Source organism: Salinimicrobium gaetbulicola (genome assembly GCF_042676025.1).
In the GTDB taxonomy this organism is placed as follows: domain Bacteria; phylum Bacteroidota; class Bacteroidia; order Flavobacteriales; family Flavobacteriaceae; genus Salinimicrobium; species Salinimicrobium gaetbulicola.
The window spans coordinates 61196-79908 of record NZ_JBHTJP010000032.1; the positions used below are offsets into that span (position 1 = coordinate 61196).

General features: G+C 38.7%; 18 protein-coding genes. 8 read left to right on the forward strand and 10 right to left on the reverse strand.

What is annotated here, in order from left to right; translation table 11 throughout:
- The first annotated feature begins 202 nt into the window (after window positions 1-202).
- Window positions 203-2755: a DNA gyrase subunit A gene (gyrA, locus tag ACFQ1G_RS01805; protein WP_380736535.1), complete on the forward strand. Its 2553-nt coding sequence runs from the start codon at window positions 203-205 to the stop codon at window positions 2753-2755.
- Window positions 2756-2776: 21 nt separating this feature from the next.
- Window positions 2777-4039 (forward strand): tetratricopeptide repeat protein, encoded by a 1263-nt coding sequence (locus ACFQ1G_RS01810; RefSeq protein WP_380736536.1) that lies wholly within the window; start codon window positions 2777-2779, stop codon window positions 4037-4039.
- A gap of 52 nt (window positions 4040-4091) precedes the next feature.
- Here ACFQ1G_RS01810 and ACFQ1G_RS01815 read toward each other — a convergent pair whose 3' ends face one another.
- Window positions 4092-4841: a C40 family peptidase gene (locus ACFQ1G_RS01815; RefSeq protein WP_380736537.1), complete on the reverse strand. Its 750-nt coding sequence runs from the start codon at window positions 4839-4841 to the stop codon at window positions 4092-4094.
- Between the two features lie 21 nt (window positions 4842-4862).
- Window positions 4863-6041, reverse strand: coding sequence for an acetyl-CoA C-acyltransferase (locus tag ACFQ1G_RS01820; RefSeq protein WP_380736538.1), 1179 nt, complete (start codon window positions 6039-6041; stop codon window positions 4863-4865).
- A 113-nt stretch (window positions 6042-6154) separates the two neighbouring features.
- Here ACFQ1G_RS01820 and ACFQ1G_RS01825 point away from each other — a divergent pair, with 113 nt between their 5' ends.
- Complete coding sequence (locus ACFQ1G_RS01825; RefSeq protein ID WP_380736539.1) at window positions 6155-8200, forward strand: HD family phosphohydrolase; 2046 nt, start codon at window positions 6155-6157, stop codon at window positions 8198-8200.
- Window positions 8201-8202: 2 nt separating this feature from the next.
- On the opposite strand, the gene ACFQ1G_RS01830 is transcribed toward ACFQ1G_RS01825, so the two are convergent.
- Together ACFQ1G_RS01830 and ACFQ1G_RS01835 are read right to left on the reverse strand one after the other, a co-directional pair.
- Window positions 8203-8655, reverse strand: a complete 453-nt coding sequence (locus ACFQ1G_RS01830; protein ID WP_380736540.1) for a transcription elongation factor — start codon at window positions 8653-8655, stop codon at window positions 8203-8205.
- 109 nt (window positions 8656-8764) lie between these two features.
- Window positions 8765-9172, reverse strand: coding sequence for a glyoxalase (locus ACFQ1G_RS01835; RefSeq protein WP_380736541.1), 408 nt, complete (start codon window positions 9170-9172; stop codon window positions 8765-8767).
- Between the two features lie 160 nt (window positions 9173-9332).
- On the opposite strand from ACFQ1G_RS01835, the gene ACFQ1G_RS01840 reads away from it, so the two are divergent.
- The 3 genes from ACFQ1G_RS01840 to ACFQ1G_RS01850 are packed head-to-tail and all read left to right on the forward strand — an operon-like array spanning window position 9333 to window position 11537.
- On the forward strand, window positions 9333-10691 hold the full coding sequence (locus ACFQ1G_RS01840) for an NAD-dependent succinate-semialdehyde dehydrogenase (protein ID WP_380736542.1): 1359 nt from the start codon (window positions 9333-9335) through the stop codon (window positions 10689-10691).
- 1 nt (window position 10692) lies between these two features.
- The gene (locus ACFQ1G_RS01845) at window positions 10693-11124 is read left to right on the forward strand and encodes an NUDIX domain-containing protein (protein WP_380736543.1); all 432 of its coding nucleotides are present in this window, start codon (window positions 10693-10695) and stop codon (window positions 11122-11124) included.
- A gap of 23 nt (window positions 11125-11147) precedes the next feature.
- Window positions 11148-11537 carry an acyl-CoA thioesterase gene (locus ACFQ1G_RS01850; RefSeq protein ID WP_380736544.1) on the forward strand — a complete coding sequence of 130 codons (390 nt, stop codon included), beginning with the start codon at window positions 11148-11150 and terminating at the stop codon, window positions 11535-11537.
- Here ACFQ1G_RS01850 and ACFQ1G_RS01855 read toward each other — a convergent pair.
- The 3 genes from ACFQ1G_RS01855 to ACFQ1G_RS01865 form a co-directional block, all read right to left on the reverse strand.
- Entirely contained in the window at window positions 11534-12631 is a 1098-nt protein-coding gene (locus ACFQ1G_RS01855; protein ID WP_380736545.1) for an endonuclease/exonuclease/phosphatase family protein, read from the reverse strand. The genes ACFQ1G_RS01850 and ACFQ1G_RS01855 overlap by 4 nt on opposite strands.
- 101 nt (window positions 12632-12732) lie before the next feature.
- Entirely contained in the window at window positions 12733-14019 is a 1287-nt protein-coding gene (locus ACFQ1G_RS01860; protein ID WP_380736546.1) for a mechanosensitive ion channel family protein, read from the reverse strand.
- Between the two features lie 3 nt (window positions 14020-14022).
- Window positions 14023-14307, reverse strand: a complete 285-nt coding sequence (locus ACFQ1G_RS01865; RefSeq protein ID WP_380736547.1) for a DUF3817 domain-containing protein — start codon at window positions 14305-14307, stop codon at window positions 14023-14025.
- Window positions 14308-14474: 167 nt separating this feature from the next.
- Here ACFQ1G_RS01865 and galE point away from each other — a divergent pair, with 167 nt between their 5' ends.
- The gene (gene galE / locus ACFQ1G_RS01870; RefSeq protein ID WP_380736548.1) at window positions 14475-15515 is read left to right on the forward strand and encodes a UDP-glucose 4-epimerase GalE; all 1041 of its coding nucleotides are present in this window, start codon (window positions 14475-14477) and stop codon (window positions 15513-15515) included.
- A gap of 130 nt (window positions 15516-15645) precedes the next feature.
- On the opposite strand, the gene ACFQ1G_RS01875 is transcribed toward galE, so the two are convergent.
- Entirely contained in the window at window positions 15646-15789 is a 144-nt protein-coding gene (locus ACFQ1G_RS01875; protein ID WP_380736549.1) for a YqaE/Pmp3 family membrane protein, read from the reverse strand.
- Between the two features lie 224 nt (window positions 15790-16013).
- Here ACFQ1G_RS01875 and ACFQ1G_RS01880 point away from each other — a divergent pair, with 224 nt between their 5' ends.
- Complete coding sequence (locus ACFQ1G_RS01880) at window positions 16014-17126, forward strand: DEAD/DEAH box helicase (RefSeq protein ID WP_380736550.1); 1113 nt, start codon at window positions 16014-16016, stop codon at window positions 17124-17126.
- A 1-nt stretch (window position 17127) separates the two neighbouring features.
- Here ACFQ1G_RS01880 and ACFQ1G_RS01885 read toward each other — a convergent pair whose 3' ends face one another.
- Window positions 17128-18003, reverse strand: coding sequence for a cation diffusion facilitator family transporter (locus ACFQ1G_RS01885; RefSeq protein WP_380736551.1), 876 nt, complete (start codon window positions 18001-18003; stop codon window positions 17128-17130).
- 56 nt (window positions 18004-18059) lie between these two features.
- Complete coding sequence (locus ACFQ1G_RS01890; protein WP_380736552.1) at window positions 18060-18680, reverse strand: YqaA family protein; 621 nt, start codon at window positions 18678-18680, stop codon at window positions 18060-18062.
- Window positions 18681-18713: the final 33 nt, after the last annotated feature.

Below are 18713 nucleotides of genomic sequence, written 5' to 3' on the forward strand. Positions count from 1 at the left end.
CAAAAATCGTACCTGATTATGAGTTATAGCTAATTGACAAAATTGGATTCATAAAACAAAGAAGAATGTAATGAACTTATTAACGAACAACAACTAAAAATTTGTTAATAAAATACAAGAAAACCTCAAGAGAAGGGCTTCCTAGGTTAACGAAAATGCGTAAATTGGCACGTTAGATTTTTGAACCAAAATAAATGAATTTATGGCTGAAGGAGAAAAGTTAATTCCTATCAACATTGAAGATGAAATGAAGTCGGCCTACATTGATTATTCGATGTCGGTCATTGTGTCACGTGCCCTGCCAGATGTGCGTGATGGTTTAAAACCTGTACACAGAAGGGTTTTATATGGAATGTATGAACTAGGAGTTCTGTCAAACAGGGCGCATAAAAAATCGGCAAGAATCGTAGGGGAAGTTTTAGGTAAGTTCCACCCACACGGAGATTCTTCAGTCTATGATACAATGGTGAGAATGGCCCAGGAATGGAGCCTTCGATATATGCTGGTGGACGGCCAGGGGAACTTTGGTTCTGTAGATGGTGATAGTCCGGCGGCGATGCGTTATACCGAAGCCAGAATGCGTAAGATCAGTGAGGATATGCTTGCTGATATTGACAAGGAAACGGTAGATACGCAACTTAACTTTGATGATACCATTCATGAGCCTAAGGTGCTGCCAACCCGTATTCCTAACCTTTTGGTGAACGGTGCGAGTGGTATTGCAGTAGGTATGGCCACCAATATGCCACCTCATAACCTTACTGAAGTAATTGATGGAGTGGTCGCTTATATCGATAATCACGATATTGAAATAGATGAATTGATCGAGCATGTAAAAGCTCCTGATTTTCCTACCGGCGGAATTATTTATGGTTACGATGGTGTAAGAGAAGCATTCAAAACCGGTCGTGGTCGTGTAGTTATGCGAGCAAAAGCTACTACCGAAGAAGTAAATGGAAAGGAAGCTATTGTAGTTACCGAAATTCCTTACCAGGTCAACAAAGCAGAAATGATCAAGAAAACTGCTGAGTTGGTGAACGATAAAAAGATAGAAGGTATCTCCCTTATCAGGGATGAATCTGACAGAAACGGGATGCGAATCGTTTATATCTTGAAAAGAGATGCGATTCCAAACATCGTACTGAATACCTTATATAAACATACAGCCTTACAAAGTTCTTTCAGTGTAAATAACATTGCATTAGTAAACGGTCGTCCTCAAATGCTGAATTTGAAGGATATGATCCACTATTTCGTGGAACATCGTCATGATGTGGTAGTGAGACGTACCGAATATGAATTGAGAAAAGCTGAAGAAAGAGCTCATATCCTTGAAGGTTTGATCATCGCTTCAGATAATATTGATGAAGTGATCGCACTTATTCGTGCTTCCAATAATGCCGATGAAGCTCGTACAAAATTGATCGAGCGTTTTGAACTTTCAGAAGTGCAGGCGAAAGCGATCGTAGAAATGCGATTAAGACAACTTACCGGCCTTGAGCAGGATAAGTTAAGAGCAGAGTATGAGGATCTGATGGCCACTATCGAAGATCTTAAGGACATTCTTGCGAGAAAAGAACGCAGAATGCAGGTCATTAAAGATGAATTGCTAGAGGTTAAAGAGAAGTATGGTGATGAAAGAAGGTCTGTAATTGAATATTCTGGTGGAGACCTTAGTATGGAAGATATGATTCCGGATGAGCAGGTGGTAATTACCATTTCTCACGCGGGTTATATTAAAAGGACAAGTCTTACAGAATACAAAACTCAAAATAGAGGTGGAGTTGGTCAAAAAGGTTCTACTACAAGAAATGAAGATTTCCTTGAGAACCTCTTCGTAGGAACCAATCACCAATATATGTTATTCTTTACTGAAAAAGGTAAATGTTTCTGGATGCGAGTATATGAAATACCGGAAGGAAGCAAAACTTCTAAAGGTAGAGCGATCCAGAATCTTATTAACCTGGAACAAGATGACAAGCTTAAGGCTTTCATCTGTACTCAGGATCTTAAAGATGAAGAATACATCAACAGCCATTACGTGATCATGGCTACCAAAAAAGGACAGGTTAAGAAAACCTCTCTTGAGCAATACTCACGTCCAAGAACCAATGGTATCAACGCGATTACCATTAGAGAAGGGGATGAGTTGCTGGAAGCAAGGCTTACTACGGGTAACAGCCAGGTTATGTTAGCTCTCAAAAGTGGAAAGGCTATCCGATTTGAGGAAAGTAAAACCCGTCCTATGGGAAGAAACGCTTCAGGTGTAAGAGGAATTACTCTTGCCGATGATAACGATGAGGTAGTAGGAATGATCGCTGTCCAAAACCCACAGGAAGAAACCGTATTAGTCGTTTCAGAAAACGGATATGGAAAACGAACTTATATAGACGATCCGGAAGATGGAGAACCAATCTACCGAATCACTAACCGTGGAGGAAAAGGTGTGAAAACTATTTCCATCACAGAGAAAACCGGAAGTCTGGTTGCAATTAAAAACGTGAAAGATGGAGATGATCTAATGATCATCAATAAATCTGGTATTGCAATTAGAACCTCTGTCGATAGTCTAAGAGTTATGGGTCGTGCAACCCAGGGCGTTAGACTAATAAATTTAAAAGGTAATGATTCGATTGCAGCAGTGGCTAAGGTGATGAAGGAAGAAGATGAAGAAGAGATCACTGGTGACGAAAACCTTGATATGACAGGGGAAAACAACGATGGCACAACTATTGTAAATGATAGTGAAGAATAATTATAATCAAAACCCTAACAAATGAAAACTAGAATACTGACGGCAGCACTAGCGATGTTTACTGTCGTGGGATTTGCCCAAAAAAAGGAAATAAAACGTGCCGGTAAAGCGGTAGAAAAAGGTGAATATCAGGAGGCAAAAAATTATCTTCAGCAGGCGGAAGCTCTATTAGCTAATGCAGATGAAGATGAAAAAGCTGACTATTACCTTTATAAAGGTTATGCTCTGATTGGAGCAGGTGAAAATGTTCCTTCAGCTGATTTAATGGCGGCTGCAGATGCTTTTAAGAAGGCTGCAGAATTAGGACATGATGAGGCTCAGCAAGGTATGGCTGCTGCAAGCAACGCTTTAGTTAATGGTGCGATCGCAGACCAGAACTCTCAGAAATTTTCTGATGCTGCTGAAAAGCTTTTTGTTGGTTACCAGTTAAATAAGCAGGACACAGTATATCTTTATTACGCTGCATCAAATGCGGTTAATGCTAAGGATTATGACAAAGCTCTTGAATACTACGAAGAATTAAGAGATCTAGGTTTTACAGGAGAAGAGACTATCTATACTGCGGTTAACAAGGAAACCGGGGAAGAGGAAAGAATGGCTTCTAAAGAACAACGTGATCTTTTTGTGAAGTCAGGAAATTATATCAGTCCTCAAGATCAGAAATCAGAATCTAAAAAAGGGGAGATCGCTAAGAATATTGCTTTGATCTACGTTGAAAAAGGTCAGAATGAAAAAGCGATCGCTGCTTTAGAAAATGCTAAAAACGAGAATCCTGGAGATGCGGCCCTAATGCAGGTGGAGGCAGATATGTACTACCGTATGGGAGATATGAAGACCTACCGTGAGATCATGGAGAAAATTGTAGAGCAGAATCCTAATGACGCTGTTTTATATTATAACCTAGGTGTTAGTTCTGCACAACTTGGAGAAAATGATCGTGCGATTGATTATTATAAAAGAGCTATTGAGCTTGATCCAACCATGAACAACGCAAGGATTAATATCGCATATGTGATTCTTTCTAAGGAAGCTCCAATCGTTGAAAAAATGAATAGCCTTGGAATGAGCAAAGCCGATACTAAGAAATATGATGAGCTAGCAGCTGATCGTCAGCAATTATACGTAGATGCGTTGCCGCACCTTGAGAAAGTGTTGGAAAATGACCCTAATAATGTAGACGCTGCCAGAACTATGATGAACATCTATTATCAGTTGAACCAGCCTAAGAAAGCTGAAGAAATGAAAGCGAAAGTTGCAGAGATCGAAGCAGCAAGCGCTAACTAGTTCTAGCCCCAATAAGACAATAAAAAACCCGCTTTTTAGCGGGTTTTTCTTTTTATATGATCTTCTTAATTACTCTGAGTTTGTGAGTGTGCCGTCTTAAATCGGCATTGTAGATTCCTGAATGATCTATACGGTCAAGGCGAACCTTTCCGTCAGCATGAATAATGTAGTTGTCATTCATCATTAAACCTACATGAGTAATAACTCCGTCCTTGTCATCGAAAAAAGCAAGATCTCCTGGTTCACTTTCTTCAATAAAGCTTAGAGATTCTCCTTGCTTAGCCTGCTCGGCAGCATTTCTTGGGAGTCTATAACCGTTCAGTTTATATACCATCTGGGTAAGTCCGCTGGAATCAATTCCGAAAGGTGTTTTTCCTCCCCACAAAAAAGGAGCGTTGAGATAGAGAAAAGCCGATTCAATGAGTCGGTTTTTATCCATTTTCCCGGAAGTCTTATTCCCGGTATGGGAATGATTTAGAAAAGCAGTAAAATTCAGAAGCGATCCTAAAGGTATGGGCATTAAATTCTGTTGGTCATTACTAATGAATTCAATAAGGTCAGCAGAAAGGACAGGGTCTTCAGAATCAAATTTTTGATAATCTTCTTCGGAGACCTTTACGTATTGTTTGTTGTCTATCCAGGCTTCCAGAGAATCGAAAGCGGTCCTTATTCGGGACCACTTTCCTCTTTCTTCAAGGATCTTAAAATATTCTCCATAAAGCACCTGACTCACCATTTCACTGGTGTCAGTAGGTTCTAACCTAAGCGGGACAATTCCTAGGTTGCAGATGGCATATTGCATTAATTCAGGTGTATATAATGATTAAGCTCTCTCAAGGATCATGGCCGATGCACCACCACCACCATTACAAATGGCTGCTGCACCAATTTTACCGTCATTTTGTTTTAGAACATTCAGTAGGGTCACAAGGATTCGTGCTCCTGAACATCCCAGAGGGTGCCCTAATGAAACAGCTCCACCATTGATATTTACCTTATCGTCATCTAAACCTAAGATCTTCATATTTACCAGTCCAACTACAGAAAATGCTTCATTGAATTCGAAGTAATCAACGTTTTCAAGAGAAATACCTGCTTTAGCTACAGCCTTAGGAAGAGCTTTTGAAGGTGCGGTAGTAAACCAGATCGGTTCTGTGGCTGCATCTGCGAAACTTTTTATAGATGCTAAAACCTCAAGTCCAAGTTCGTCAGCTTTTTCGCGAGACATCAATACTAATGCAGCAGCACCATCATTAATAGTTGAGGCGTTAGCAGCCGTAACTGTACCTTCTTTGCTAAAAGCCGGTCTTAATGAAGTCACTTTCTCCATTTTTACATTTCTGTACTCCTCATCTTCTTTAACCACAACCGGTTCACCCTTACGCTGCGGTACTTCTACAGGGACTATTTCATTGTTGAACTTTCCTTCTTCCCAGGCTTTTGCGGAACGCTTGTATGATTGAATAGCAAAATTATCCTGTTCTTCACGACTAAAATTGTGTTCTTTTGCGCAATGGTCAGCAGCTACACCCATTGCATTATGGTCATAGGCATCAACCAGGCCGTCTTTTTGCATACCGTCCACCATTTGAGCCGGTCCAAATTTTTGTCCAGTTCTAAGGTGCAAATAATGAGGGATAAGGCTCATATTTTCCATTCCTCCGGCAACAATGATCTCGGCATCACCAAGAGCAATAGCCTGAGCTCCCTGCATTACCGCTTTCATTCCACTGGCACAGACCTTATTTACTGTAGTACAGGGCACATTTGTAGGAATTCCGGCTCCTAATGCAGCTTGTCGCGCCGGTGCCTGTCCTGTTCCAGCCTGCACAACATTCCCCATTAAAACTTCGTCTACCAATTCAGGTTTCAGATTAATTTTGTCAAGGGCCCCTTTGATGGCTATAGATCCCAGTTTTGGCGCGGGAACGGTCGATAAGCTACCTAAGAAACTACCTATTGGAGTTCTTACAGCGCTCACTATTACTACTTCCTTATTCATGGTTTTTAATTTTAGTTTTTACTATTGCGAATTTAATCATTTTAATAGGAACAAACCAACGACATCCGCTTCAGCCGTCTTTTTTTACTACATTTGAAAAGAGATTAGTCTTTATGAAATCATTTGTAAATTATCTTTATAAAAATCAGGACCTTTTTTATAAAGTATTTTTATTTCTTCTTACTACTGTATTAATTGTTTACCTGTTTCCTAAAGGTGGAAAATTCAAGTACGAGATACCCAAAGGAAAGCCCTGGCAATATGAGAACCTCTATGCTCCCTTTGATTTTGCCATTTTAAAATCACCGGAAGAACTTTCCGCAGAAAAGGAGAGGATCAATAAAGAACATGTTCCGTACTATGAATATAATTCCAACGTAGTTGAGGAAGTTAAATTGGATCTTGAAGAACAATTTCAAAAGATCTTTCCAGATACCATTCCTGGAATGGATCTTACCCAATTAAAGAATTTTGTCGATCAAACTGCGGCAGAGATCTATCAAAATGGATTGCATCAGGAAATTGTTCCCTTAAGCCCGGACCAGTTGGTATACCTGAAGAAAGGAAACGAGGCGAGGGAGGTTACCTATCAAAATATTATTAAGCAAAATAATCTTCGGGAGTTTCTGAATAAACAAATAGATCAAGCACGTCTTCAAAATTACCGGGATGAGCTGGTAGAACTATTTTTCAATACTATCAGGCCGAATGTGAGGTTCAATGAGGAACTTACTCAAAACGAACTGGAAAGCAAGTATGACCAGATCTCTTATACCCGCGGAAATATTGAGAGAGGAACTATTATAGTTGCTAAAGGCGAAGTGGTAGAAGGTAAAAAGTTACAGATCCTCAATTCTCTTAAAGCCGAATATGAATCCCAGATCTGGACCCAATCCAACTATAATTGGGTTATTGTTGGCTATAGTTTGCTGGTATTCCTTGCTCTTTTAATGCTGATGTTGTTCATTCGTAAATATCGTTATGACATCTTCCAAAACAATATAAAGGTCACATTCATATTTTTTAATTTACTGATGATGGTCCTACTCACGGTCCTCATAATTAAATTCAACGTCAATTATGTGTATGTAGTTCCTCTATGTATACTGCCGCTTACTTTAAAAGGCTTTTTTGACTCCAGGCTCGGGCTCTTCACTCACGTAATAACCGTCTTATTGTTAGGCTTCATTGTTCCCGATAGTTATGAGTATATGTTCCTGCAGATCATAGCCGGGATCGTTACGATCTTGACCGTGTCCGAACTTTATAAAAGGGCGAATTTGTTCATTACCGTTGGGCAGATCACCCTGGTGTATATAGTTTCCTATTTTGCGTTTACCGTTATTCAGGAAGGTTCCATTTATGAAGTAGAACCTGAAACCTTTTTAATGTTCCTGTTGGGTGGTCTAGCAACTTTGTTTGTTCAGCCGCTCATCTACGCCTACGAAAAGATCTTCGGACTTGTTTCTGATATGTCACTTTTAGAATTGTCAGATACAAATTCAAAACTATTGAAAGAGTTATCTGATAAAGCTCCCGGAACTTTTCACCACTCTCTGAATGTCGCAAATCTGGCTGAAGCCGCAGCTAACGAAATTGGTGCAAATTCGATGCTTGCAAGGGTAGGAGCCTTGTATCATGATATAGGAAAAATGAAAAATCCGACTTATTTTACCGAGAATCAAACAACTTCGGTCAACTCTCATGATGAATTGTCGCCAAAAGAAAGTGCCGAGATTATTATCGAACACGTGATCAATGGAATTGAGATAGCCAAGAAACGAAACTTACCCGATAGGGTAATTGATTTTATCCGGACGCACCACGGTACCACCACCGTTTATTACTTTTATAAGAAAGAAAAGGAGATAAATAAAGATGCCGATCCTGATGATTTCAGGTATCCGGGGCCAATGCCTTTCAGCAAGGAAACGGCTATTCTCATGATGTGTGACAGTGTGGAGGCGGCCAGTAAAAGTATTAAGGAGCCTACTTCCAGGCTCATAGACGATTTTGTAGAAAAGATCATTAACAAGCAAATGGAGGAAGGGCAATTCCTTAATTCTAATATTACATTTATGGAGATACAGCTGGTGAAAAAAGTATTGAAACGTAAACTCAAAAATATTTACCACCTGCGAATAGAGTACCCTGAATAGGTTTAATGCACTTTTACGATCTCAACCTTACTGTCTTTAAAAGTAAAGGTATCACCAGCTTTTTTACCTTTAAAGTGCTCGTATATGGGAGCTTCGGTTGAAATGGCGTAGACTTTTCTACCACTGTCCATTTCTAATTCGCCTAAAGGGACAGAAATAAAATAATAGTTATTTTTTGTTTCCACTACGCTGCCCGGTCTCACTGTTTCACTACGATGGTCCCTGTCAAGGTTGGCAAGGGTCTCCTTCATATGTTGAACCCTGTCTAGATAAGCAGCGTTATCCTCATACTCGGTAAGCAATTCACCTTTATTTCCGTATTCATCAAAATCTGGACTGAAATTATTTTCCGAATTTTCACCACTTATGGTGTTCAGCTTTTCATTATACTGTTGAATGCGACGGTCAACTTCGTCCAGGCATTTATTAAATAATTCTTCTTTATTAAGGCTCATGTTGATTCATTTTCCATAAAATTAGAGAACGGCATTTTGAATAAAGAACAATTAGGAAAAGTTTAATAATTGCTTTATCAAAGGGTTAAACCATTGAAAATTAATCTTTTTAAGATGTTGTTTGCGGTTCCAAAAGTTGAATATTGCTTTTGATCCGTTCGGTAACCAGATTCATCATTCGCTTATTCAAAGCTGATGAATTTTGGATATAGATACGGTATTCTTCAAGAGTAAATTGGCCAATGATCATTCCCTTGAGGCTGTTTCTGAATTTAATATCCTTCTGGATCGCATTTTCAATATAGGTCAGTCTCTTTTCTATTGAAAAATCATGGAACACATTCTTATGTTTTTGAATGTAATTTCTAAACGCTTCTACCAAGAGATCGTTTTGAAGCTTGATCACAGGTCTAAGGGTCTTATTCTGAAATAATTCGTCCGGCCGGGTGTTTTCTGCAGTTTGCGCTGAAGGAATTAAGGGTCTAAGCTCAAGTAAGTGAAGTTCTCTTTCTTTCATAGTGAGGGATTTTATTAAATATAAGTAATCCCGGCTTCATTTTAAAAAAGGGGGCAATCAATTATAAACCGGGTTATGAACAGATCATTTCCGTTAAATTCACTTAAATATGTTTTCAAGGCTTTAAGCTTCTTTATACCTTTAAATAAAGTACATACTAATGATACAATCCATCAATCCATATAATGGGGAAAAACTCGCCGAGCATAAAGAGTTTTCTTCCGAAGAAATTAAAACAGCTATTACAAAAGCTGATTCAGCCTTTAGAAATTGGAGAAAAACCACATTTAAGGAACGAGCAAATTTACTTTTAAAAGTCGCAGAAGATCTAAAAACGAATTCTAAGGAATATGCCAAAACCATTACCCAGGAAATGGGGAAACCTATTTCACAATCTATTGCAGAAGTGGAGAAATGTGCCTGGGTTTGTGAATATTACGCTGAAAATGGGGCGAAACACCTAGCTTCTGAGGATATTTCGACCGATGCTGAGAAAAGTTACATAAGTTATGAGCCTTTAGGTGTGATCCTGGCTGTAATGCCATGGAATTATCCTTTCTGGCAGGTGTTCAGGTTTGCTGCCCCAGCCTTAATGGCCGGGAACGTAGGTGTTCTTAAGCATGCAAGTAATGTGATGATGTCTGCCAATAATCTGGAAAAGATCTTTTTGAAAGCCGGTTTTCCTGAAGGCTGCTTTCAAAATTTGGTAATTGGCAGTGGCAAGGTTGAAGAAGTGATACATGATGAGCGGGTTAAGGCGGTTACCCTTACTGGTAGTACCGGAGCAGGACAGGCAGTGGCTAAAGCTGCCGGAGGAGAAATAAAGAAAACCGTGTTGGAGCTTGGTGGAAGTAATGCACTCGTAGTTCTTCAGGATGCCAATTTGAAGGAAGCGGCAAAAGTTTGTGCAAAAGCCAGGTTTCAAAATACCGGGCAAAGTTGTATTGCCGGAAAAAGATTACTGCTTCAGGAATCTATTGCTGAAGATTTTTTAAATCTTTTCAAGTCAGAAGTTGAGAAATTGAAAGTTGGTGACCCTATGAACGAGGATACGTATATAGGTGTCCAGGCAAGGGAAGACCTGGCTGAAGATCTTGAAAAGCAAGTTCAAGACTCTGTAAAGAATGGCGCAGAGATATTGATAGGAGGAAAGCGTGAAGGTGCATTTTATGCTCCAACCATCCTTACTAAGGTTAGCCGTGAGATGGCTGTTTTTAAAGAGGAAACATTTGGCCCCGCTATTGGCGTAACAACTTTCCAAAATGAAGAAGAAGCAGTTGATCTAGTAAATAGTTCTCAATTTGGACTGGGAGTTTCAATTTTTACTCAAGATTTTGAAAAAGCTGAAAGGTTGGCTCCCCAATTTGAGGATGGAGCCGTCTTCGTAAATGAACTGGTAAAGAGTGACCCAAGATTACCTTTTGGAGGTACGAAAATGTCCGGATATGGAAGAGAGCTCTCCTTTTTAGGAATTAGAGAATTCGTAAATATTAAAACGGTTTATTTTAAAGAGATGTAAAATGGCAAAGCAGAAAATTGCAATCACTACAGACTGTGTTGTTTTTTATAAGGCTTCTTCGGAAAAATTAAAAATCCTTTTAGTTGAAAGGAAAAATGAACCATTTAAAAATGACTGGGCACTTCCCGGGGGATTTTTAGAAGATGAAGAACCGCTGGAAGAAGGAGCAAAACGGGAACTAAAAGAGGAGACGGGATTACAAATTTTTGAAGTATATCAATTAAGGGCCTTTGGAAACCCTGGCAGAGATCCAAGAGGTCGTACCATAAGTATTGCGTTTTGGGGAGAAGTCTTTTCCGAAGAGAAAGTGGAGGGAAGTGATGACGCAAAAGACGCAAAATGGTTTGATCTGGAAAATCTACCGGAACTGGCTTTTGATCATAAACAAATAATTGAATTCGCTAAGAAGGTTTATAAATCTGAAAAGTCTTAATTTAACATTTCAAAAACTTAGATATGAGATTTCACACTAGAAAATGGATCAAACCACAAGATCTAAACCCAAACGGTAGCCTTTTTGGTGGTCGTTTGTTGGAATGGATTGACGAAGAAGCTGCTTTATATGCTATCATTCAGCTGGAGAATCCTAAGACGGTGACAAAATACATGAGTGAAATAGATTTTCGGAGTTCTGCACGGGAAGGTGATATCATTGAAATAGGAATGGATGTTGTAAAGTTCGGAAGAGCTTCTTTAACCCTGCGCTGTGAAGTTCGAAATAAAATGACACGTGAGAGTATCATTGTAATTGATAAGATCGTGATGGTAAGTCTGGATGAAAATGGAAAATCCAAGCCCCATGGTAAAACAGAAATTGAATATGTGAAAGACCGGTTAAAGAGCTAGTTCTTTCCTTCGGCTTTCTCCTTTTTATCTTTTTCCTCTTCCTTTTCAATCTGCTTGTTCGCTTCTTCCAGCTCTTCCTGGGTTGGAGGCTCTAGTTTTTGTTCCTGTGATAATGCAGGTTCCAAGCTTAATTTTACATAAAATGGAAAATGATCTGATCCAACATCGTGACCTCTTTCAATTTCCATTACCCTAAATTCTTCAGAAACAAACATGTGATCCAAAGGCCATCTCATGATCCAGTTATTTGCATTGAAGGTATTATAAAAGCCACGACCTCTACGCGGATCCAGAAGGCCACTTACGCTCTGAAATAAGGATGTAGATTCAGACCAAGCCACATCATTAAAGTCTCCCGCCACGATCACCGGATAGTTTGAATTTTTTGCCATTTTCGCCACCATCATCATTTGAGCGTCACGATCTGTAGATGATGCGTCATGAGGGGGCATAGGAGGCGTAGGGTGGATTACGTGCAATTCAATGATTTCCTTAGAAGGAAGTTGAATTTTTGAATGAATTGAAGGGATACTATCCTCCAATAGGAATTTTATTTGAGGGTCAATTAATTTGAATTTCGAATAGAGAAGCATTCCGTAAGTATTGTCCAATGGTATTTCTGCTTTATAGTTATACCCATAAGATCGAACTGCCGGACTCAAATTTTTACGCCACCTTTCATTAGTCTCTGTAAAAATGAGAATATCTGCATCTTCTGTTACAACTTCATCCAGTACTTGCTGGTGCTCTTTATTCTTTTGCAGGACATTAGACATGAACACACTCATGGTACGGTCGCGGTCCGCATTCTCATTATTTTCTATCTGATAGCTTGCTAAAGCGGTGTAAGGATATATTTTACCAACCTGAAAGACGAAACATCCGGCGAGTACAATTATAAATGTATAGTCACGCCAGGAGCGTATATCAAATCTGAAAAAATAGATGAGAAGCGCAATAAGTGTGAAAAGGGTCAATTGTAAGTGTGGATAATCGAACATTCTAATCCACCAAAAATCAGCGGCAACAAATGGGAAAAGTGTTAGAATGACTGCGATCAATCCAATCGCCTGTAGAACAGATTTTAATTTCATAATAGATTTGAGCTATTATATGAAGGTATGAATAAATCCTGCTTTTGTAGGAAATTTATCTTTTCCTTGACATTTTCAAGCTCAAGTCTTTCAATAAAACTCTAAATCTGATCTTTTTTTAGAGCGGTAATTGATTTTATAATGTCATCTCCAGAAGGGGATTCGAATAATTGTAGATCGAAATATGGAATAGCTGCGATCAAATGATCAAAAATATCTGCTGTGATCCCTTCATAGAACTCCCATCGTTTGTCTTTACTGAAGCAGTAGACTTCCAATGGAATTCCCTGAGTAGTAGGGGCAAGATGACGAACCATCATGGTCATTTCCTGATTGATCTCAGGATGACTCTTCAGGTAATTCAAAGTATAATTTCGGAAAACTCCCAGGTTGGTTTGATGTCTTCCGTTGATCAGGTGTTTTTTATTGATCCCCTTTTTCTTGTTATACTCATTGATCTCCTGTTGTCTTTCTTTGATGTAAGGAGCAATTAAATCAAATTCTTCAAAACGTGCCAGGTCTTCATCATTAATATACCTGATCGAATTCTGCTTAATGAAAAGAGAACGTTTGATCCTTCTTCCAGGTGATTCCTGCATTCCCCTCCAGTTGTGGAAAGAATCAGCGATCAAATTATATGTTGGGATAGTAGTGTAGGTGTTATCCCAGTTTTGGACACGCACGGTCGCGAGGTTAATCTCAGTTACAAACCCGTCTGCTCCATATTTACTGAAGGTGATCCAGTCTCCTATGCGAACAATATCATTTACTGAAACCTGGATCGAAGCTATGAATCCAAGAATAGTATCCCTAAATATAAATAGGATAATAGCTGAAGCTGCTCCTAAGGATATAAGAAACCCTAAAACCGACTTATTAGTAAGCTCAGCAAAAATGTATACAAAACCAATAGACCAGAAAACGATCATTAAGATCTGCGTATAGCTTTCTAAAGGTTTATCACGATAGCTCTCATGTCGTTTTAAGTAATTGGTTGTTGTACGCAAAAGACTTCGGGCAATGAGAACCATTAATACAACCACATAAATGTCAACTAAAGTCTCAAAAATCTTTAAAAGATCAGGGTAGTCAACAAATATTACCGGAACGGTGAGAATAAGTAAAAGTAATGGTAAAACATTGCTTACATATCTCGGGAAATTACTTTGAACAAGGTAATCGTCAAATGTTGTTTTAGTTCTATTGGTGAAGCGTTGAAATGCCGTGAGCAGAATACTTTTAGTAACATAATGTATCACATACCATAGCACAAATACTATGGCAATATTAATAAGCATGTTTAGAAAATGAGCCAGATCCTCATCAAGGCCTTTTTCGATAAAGTAGTTCGCTAAAAAATTGCTTATTTCACGTACGTGCTCACGCATAGGTTATAAATATTTTTTTTCGACGTAGAAAGGTCCTAAAGGCAGAACAGAACTTACACAAACAATCATTAGTGTTTTAAATGTCCAGTCTAAGGATTTATAAAGTAATAAAGCTCCTAAAATGTAAACTACGAATAGAATTCCGTGGGCCATACCAACTATCTGAACCATTTCGGGTGATTGCCAGATATACTTCAAGGGCATTGCAATTAGAAGAAGGACCAAAAAAGATATTCCTTCCAAAATACTGATCCATTTAAACGCTCTAACCTGATTTTCTATATTCATTTTCAGCTTCTTTTATCGACCGCAAATATACTTTTTTCTAAAGGAAAAGAACTTCTTCTAAAGGTATTTTCATCATCAAATCTCTTCGGAAACATCTAAATATTTACTAATCCCCGGTGTTAAAAGTTCTATTTTATTAATTTGCGGATAATTCAGAAAAAATTAAAATGGGTAAAAAAATATTAGTGACCGGAGGTCTTGGCTTTATAGGATCTCACACTGTGGTCGCACTTCAGGAAAGAGGATTCGAAGTTGTTATAATAGATAATCTTTCCAATTCCTCCCTGGATGTTCTGGGAGGGATAACAAAGATCACCAAGATCTCCCCGGAGTTTGAAAACATTGATCTTAGGGATAAAGCCGCTGTTTCAGATTTCTTTGAGAAATATCCAAATATCGAGGGGGTTATTCATTTTGCGGCTTCCAAAGCCGTTGGTGAAAGTGTTGAAAATCCTTTGCTGTATTATGAGAACAACCTGAACACCTTGATCTATCTCCTTCAACAGTTGCAGGAGAGAGAGGATTCAAAATTCATTTTTAGCTCTTCATGTACCGTTTACGGTCAAGCTGACGAATTGCCCATCACTGAATCGGCGCCTGTGAAAAAAGCCGAATCTCCTTACGGAAATACCAAACAGATAGGAGAGGAGATAATTGCCGATACTTGTAAGGTGAAAAAGAACCTTCATGCCATTTCTTTGAGATATTTTAACCCAATTGGGGCGCATCCTAGTGCTAATATTGGAGAACTTCCAATTGGAACCCCTCAGAATCTGGTGCCATTTATAACTCAGACTGCTATTGGGAAAAGAGAAAAATTGTCGGTCTTTGGAAATGATTATCCCACCCCTGATGGCACGTGTATAAGAGATTATATACATGTTATGGATCTTGCCAGGGCCCATGTAGTTGCTTTAGAGCGTCTATTGGAAGGTGAACAAACAAGCAATTATGAAGTTTTCAATTTAGGAACGGGAAAAGGAAATTCGGTTTTGGAAGCTATAAAGGCCTTTGAAAAGGTTTCTGAAACGAAACTTTCTTACACCATTACCAACAGAAGAGAAGGTGATATCACTGCTGCTTATGCCGATACCAGAAAAGCAAATGAAGTTTTAAAATGGGAAGCGGAGTACAATATTGAAGATGCACTGGAAAGTGCCTGGAAATGGCAGCTGCACCTAAAAGAAAAAGAAGAAGGTATACAGTAAATATAAAAAACTGTCTAAAATACAAGTTCAAGGGCTAATTCAAACTTTTCTTCAATCTGAGAAGGAAACCTGTTTTACAGGATTTTTGGGGCGATTTATTTTAGACAGTTTTTATAGAATAATCATGTTTCTAGTTGACAATAAACGCGTGGATCACGCCTGGAATCCAGCCTATGATGGTAAGGATTATACTTATCAATAAGGTTGTTCCCACTCCATGATTTAAATAAACGGCTAAAGGTGGGAGGAGAATATTTAAAATTATTGTGAGCATGATTTTGGTTTTATTGGTTATATACCTAAATTACTGATAAATAGTCAAAAAAACTTTTAAAAAAGCCGGTTTAGCTTCAGTTTAACAAGTTCAATCTTACTATTTTATAATGTTGTTTTACCTAAAAAAGGATGCTGCGGCCTTGGCTATTCTGACTTGAATAAATCCGGGAATTCATTCTTTTTGAAATCATAATAGAACTATCTTCGCAAAAAATTAACGACATGACATTTAAGGAGCTGGGAGTTTCGAATGATTTAATAAAAGGCCTGAATGAAATGGGGATAGTTACCCCAACAAAAATTCAGGAGGCTGCTATACCTGTGTTGACAGAAGGGACTGTAGATTTTGTGGGACAGGCACAAACAGGGACAGGTAAAACTGCTGCTTTTGGTTTACCAATTCTTGCGCAAATTGACCCTGCAAAGGATCATGTTCAGGCACTTATTCTTTCTCCAACCAGAGAATTGGGTCAGCAAATTGCGAAGCAACTCTTCAAATTCACTAAATATTCAGACAAGGTTTTTACTGAAGCAGTTTACGGGGGTGAAAAGATCGATATTCAGATCTCAAGATTAAATCGTCCTACTCAAATCATAGTAGCCACTCCTGGAAGGCTAATCGACTTAATGAAAAGAAAAGCTGTCGATATCTCTAAGATCAAGACTCTTGTTTTAGATGAGGCTGATGAAATGTTGAGTATGGGATTCAAGAAGGATCTTACTACCATTTTAGAAGCTACGGCATCAGATAAAAGAAATGTCTGGTTATTTTCTGCTACCATTCCGCAGGATCTTAATGAGATCATTAATAAATATGTCGCTAAAAACGCAAGAAAAGTTTCAGTTGATAAGAAAGATACGGTAAACACAGGGATTGATCATCAATTTGTTTCCGGAGATGATAACAGTAAACTGGATACCCTGGCTTATTTTTTAAAGTCAATGGGAAAACAACGAGGAATAATATTCACGAAGACCAAAGCTGCAGCTCGTACACTCGCTAAACAATTGATCGCCAAAAATCATGAAGTGGGTCTATTGGAAGGAGATATGCTTCAGAAAGACCGGGATAAGGTAATGAGAGCCTTTAAGAATAAAAGTTTGAGGTTATTGGTTTCTACAGATGTTGCAGCCCGTGGGATTGATGTTGCCAATCTTGCTTTTGTTGCACACTACCAATTACCTGATCAAACCGAATACTACACGCACCGTAGCGGAAGGACGGCCAGAGCGGGGAAAACGGGAATTTCACTTGCCCTGGTAAATCAATTTGAGCTTAAAAAAATAAAACAGTTCGAACGCGAATTGGGAATCAAATTCACCCAGATAAGATAGTCTAAAGTAAGTCGCAGGTTTCTTCATCCAATTCGGTTTCTACCGTATAATGGTCGAATTTATATTCCTGTAATACTGCTTTCACTTCTTTTTTTACATCCATTAATTGCTGAAAACGGTTAATGTTTTTCAACTTTATATGGGTTGTGAAAACATGGTCTGTTCCTTCAAGGGACCAGATATGCGTGTGGTGTATAGAGGCGACATTTTGAAGCTTTGAGAGTCGGGCTTCAATTTCGTCAAGATCCAATTCTTCCGGAACTCCCTGTAAAAAGATAAAAAGGGTTTCTTTTAACCTTTTAAATACGTTCCATAAAATGAAGGAGGTTATCAAAAGGGAAAGAGCAGGATCCAGATAATGAATGTCCTTAAATTGGAGTATGATGGCAACTATTAATACAGCCACCCAACCCAGTACATCTTCGATGAGGTGCCAGGAAACCACCTTTTCATTCATTGAAGTGCCTTTGCTCAATTTGAATGCGGCGACCCCGTTCACTGCTACTCCTATAATGGCGAAGATCATCATACCCTGGGCGTCCGAATGTTCGGGTTCAATAAGTCGGTTGACGGCCTCTATGATCACATATACCGATCCTCCTATAAGAACCAGGCTATTGATCAAAGCACCAAGCAAGGAAAAACGCTTATAGCCAAATGAAAATCTCGCGTTACTGGCTTGGTGTGATTTTTTCTGAAGGTACCAGGATGTTCCTAAGGAGAGAGTGTCACCCAGATCATGAACAGCATCTGAAACTATTGCAACACTATTAACATAAATACCGCCAATAATTTCAAAAATCGTGAAAGCTGCATTGAGAAAAAATGCAAATTTGAGATTTTTCCCTGCTGAGTGATGATCGTGGTGATGACCCATAAATGATTTTTGGTAAGATTAGCCTACCAAAAATACAAGTTTAAAAGGAAAGAGAACTAAACGATCTTAAAGATCACCAGTGCGTACCCGTAAAATCTCACGAATCTCAAAAGTCCGAATAAAAGATAATACCTGAACTTGTAATTGATGATACCGGCAGCGATACTCGTCATCGCAAAAGGTATAGGAAGTAAAGCCCCTACAACAATTAAAAAACCACCCCATTTTTCGGTGTTCTTAATGTGTTTGCTCATCTTGTTTTCAAGATAATTATGTACAGAAGGGATTGTCGTGATCGCTTTACCCATATAGTAGGAGAAAATACCTCCAAGATAGGATGCAAGTGCCAGTAAGCTAAGATGTAATACCGGTGAAGCCGATTTTCCTGCCCAGGCGATGAATAATTCCGGCGGGACCAAACCTAATATAGATTCAGACGCCAAAAAGACCAATAATATACCAATTGGGGAAAAGGTTTCGGTTACTGTTACCAACACCTGGTTGATGTTGATCACATATTCATTTACTGCCAATAGAGCGCCAATAAATAAAAGAATAGGAAGAATAGCTTTTTTGAGGCTGCCACCTACGAACTTATAAAAACCTGTATAGTTGTAATACTGATGTAATAATTTCCAGCGAGGCTTTTTGCTCAAGACCACATTTTTCTTCTTCATATACCTTTTCTTCCTTTCTATTAAATTCTACAA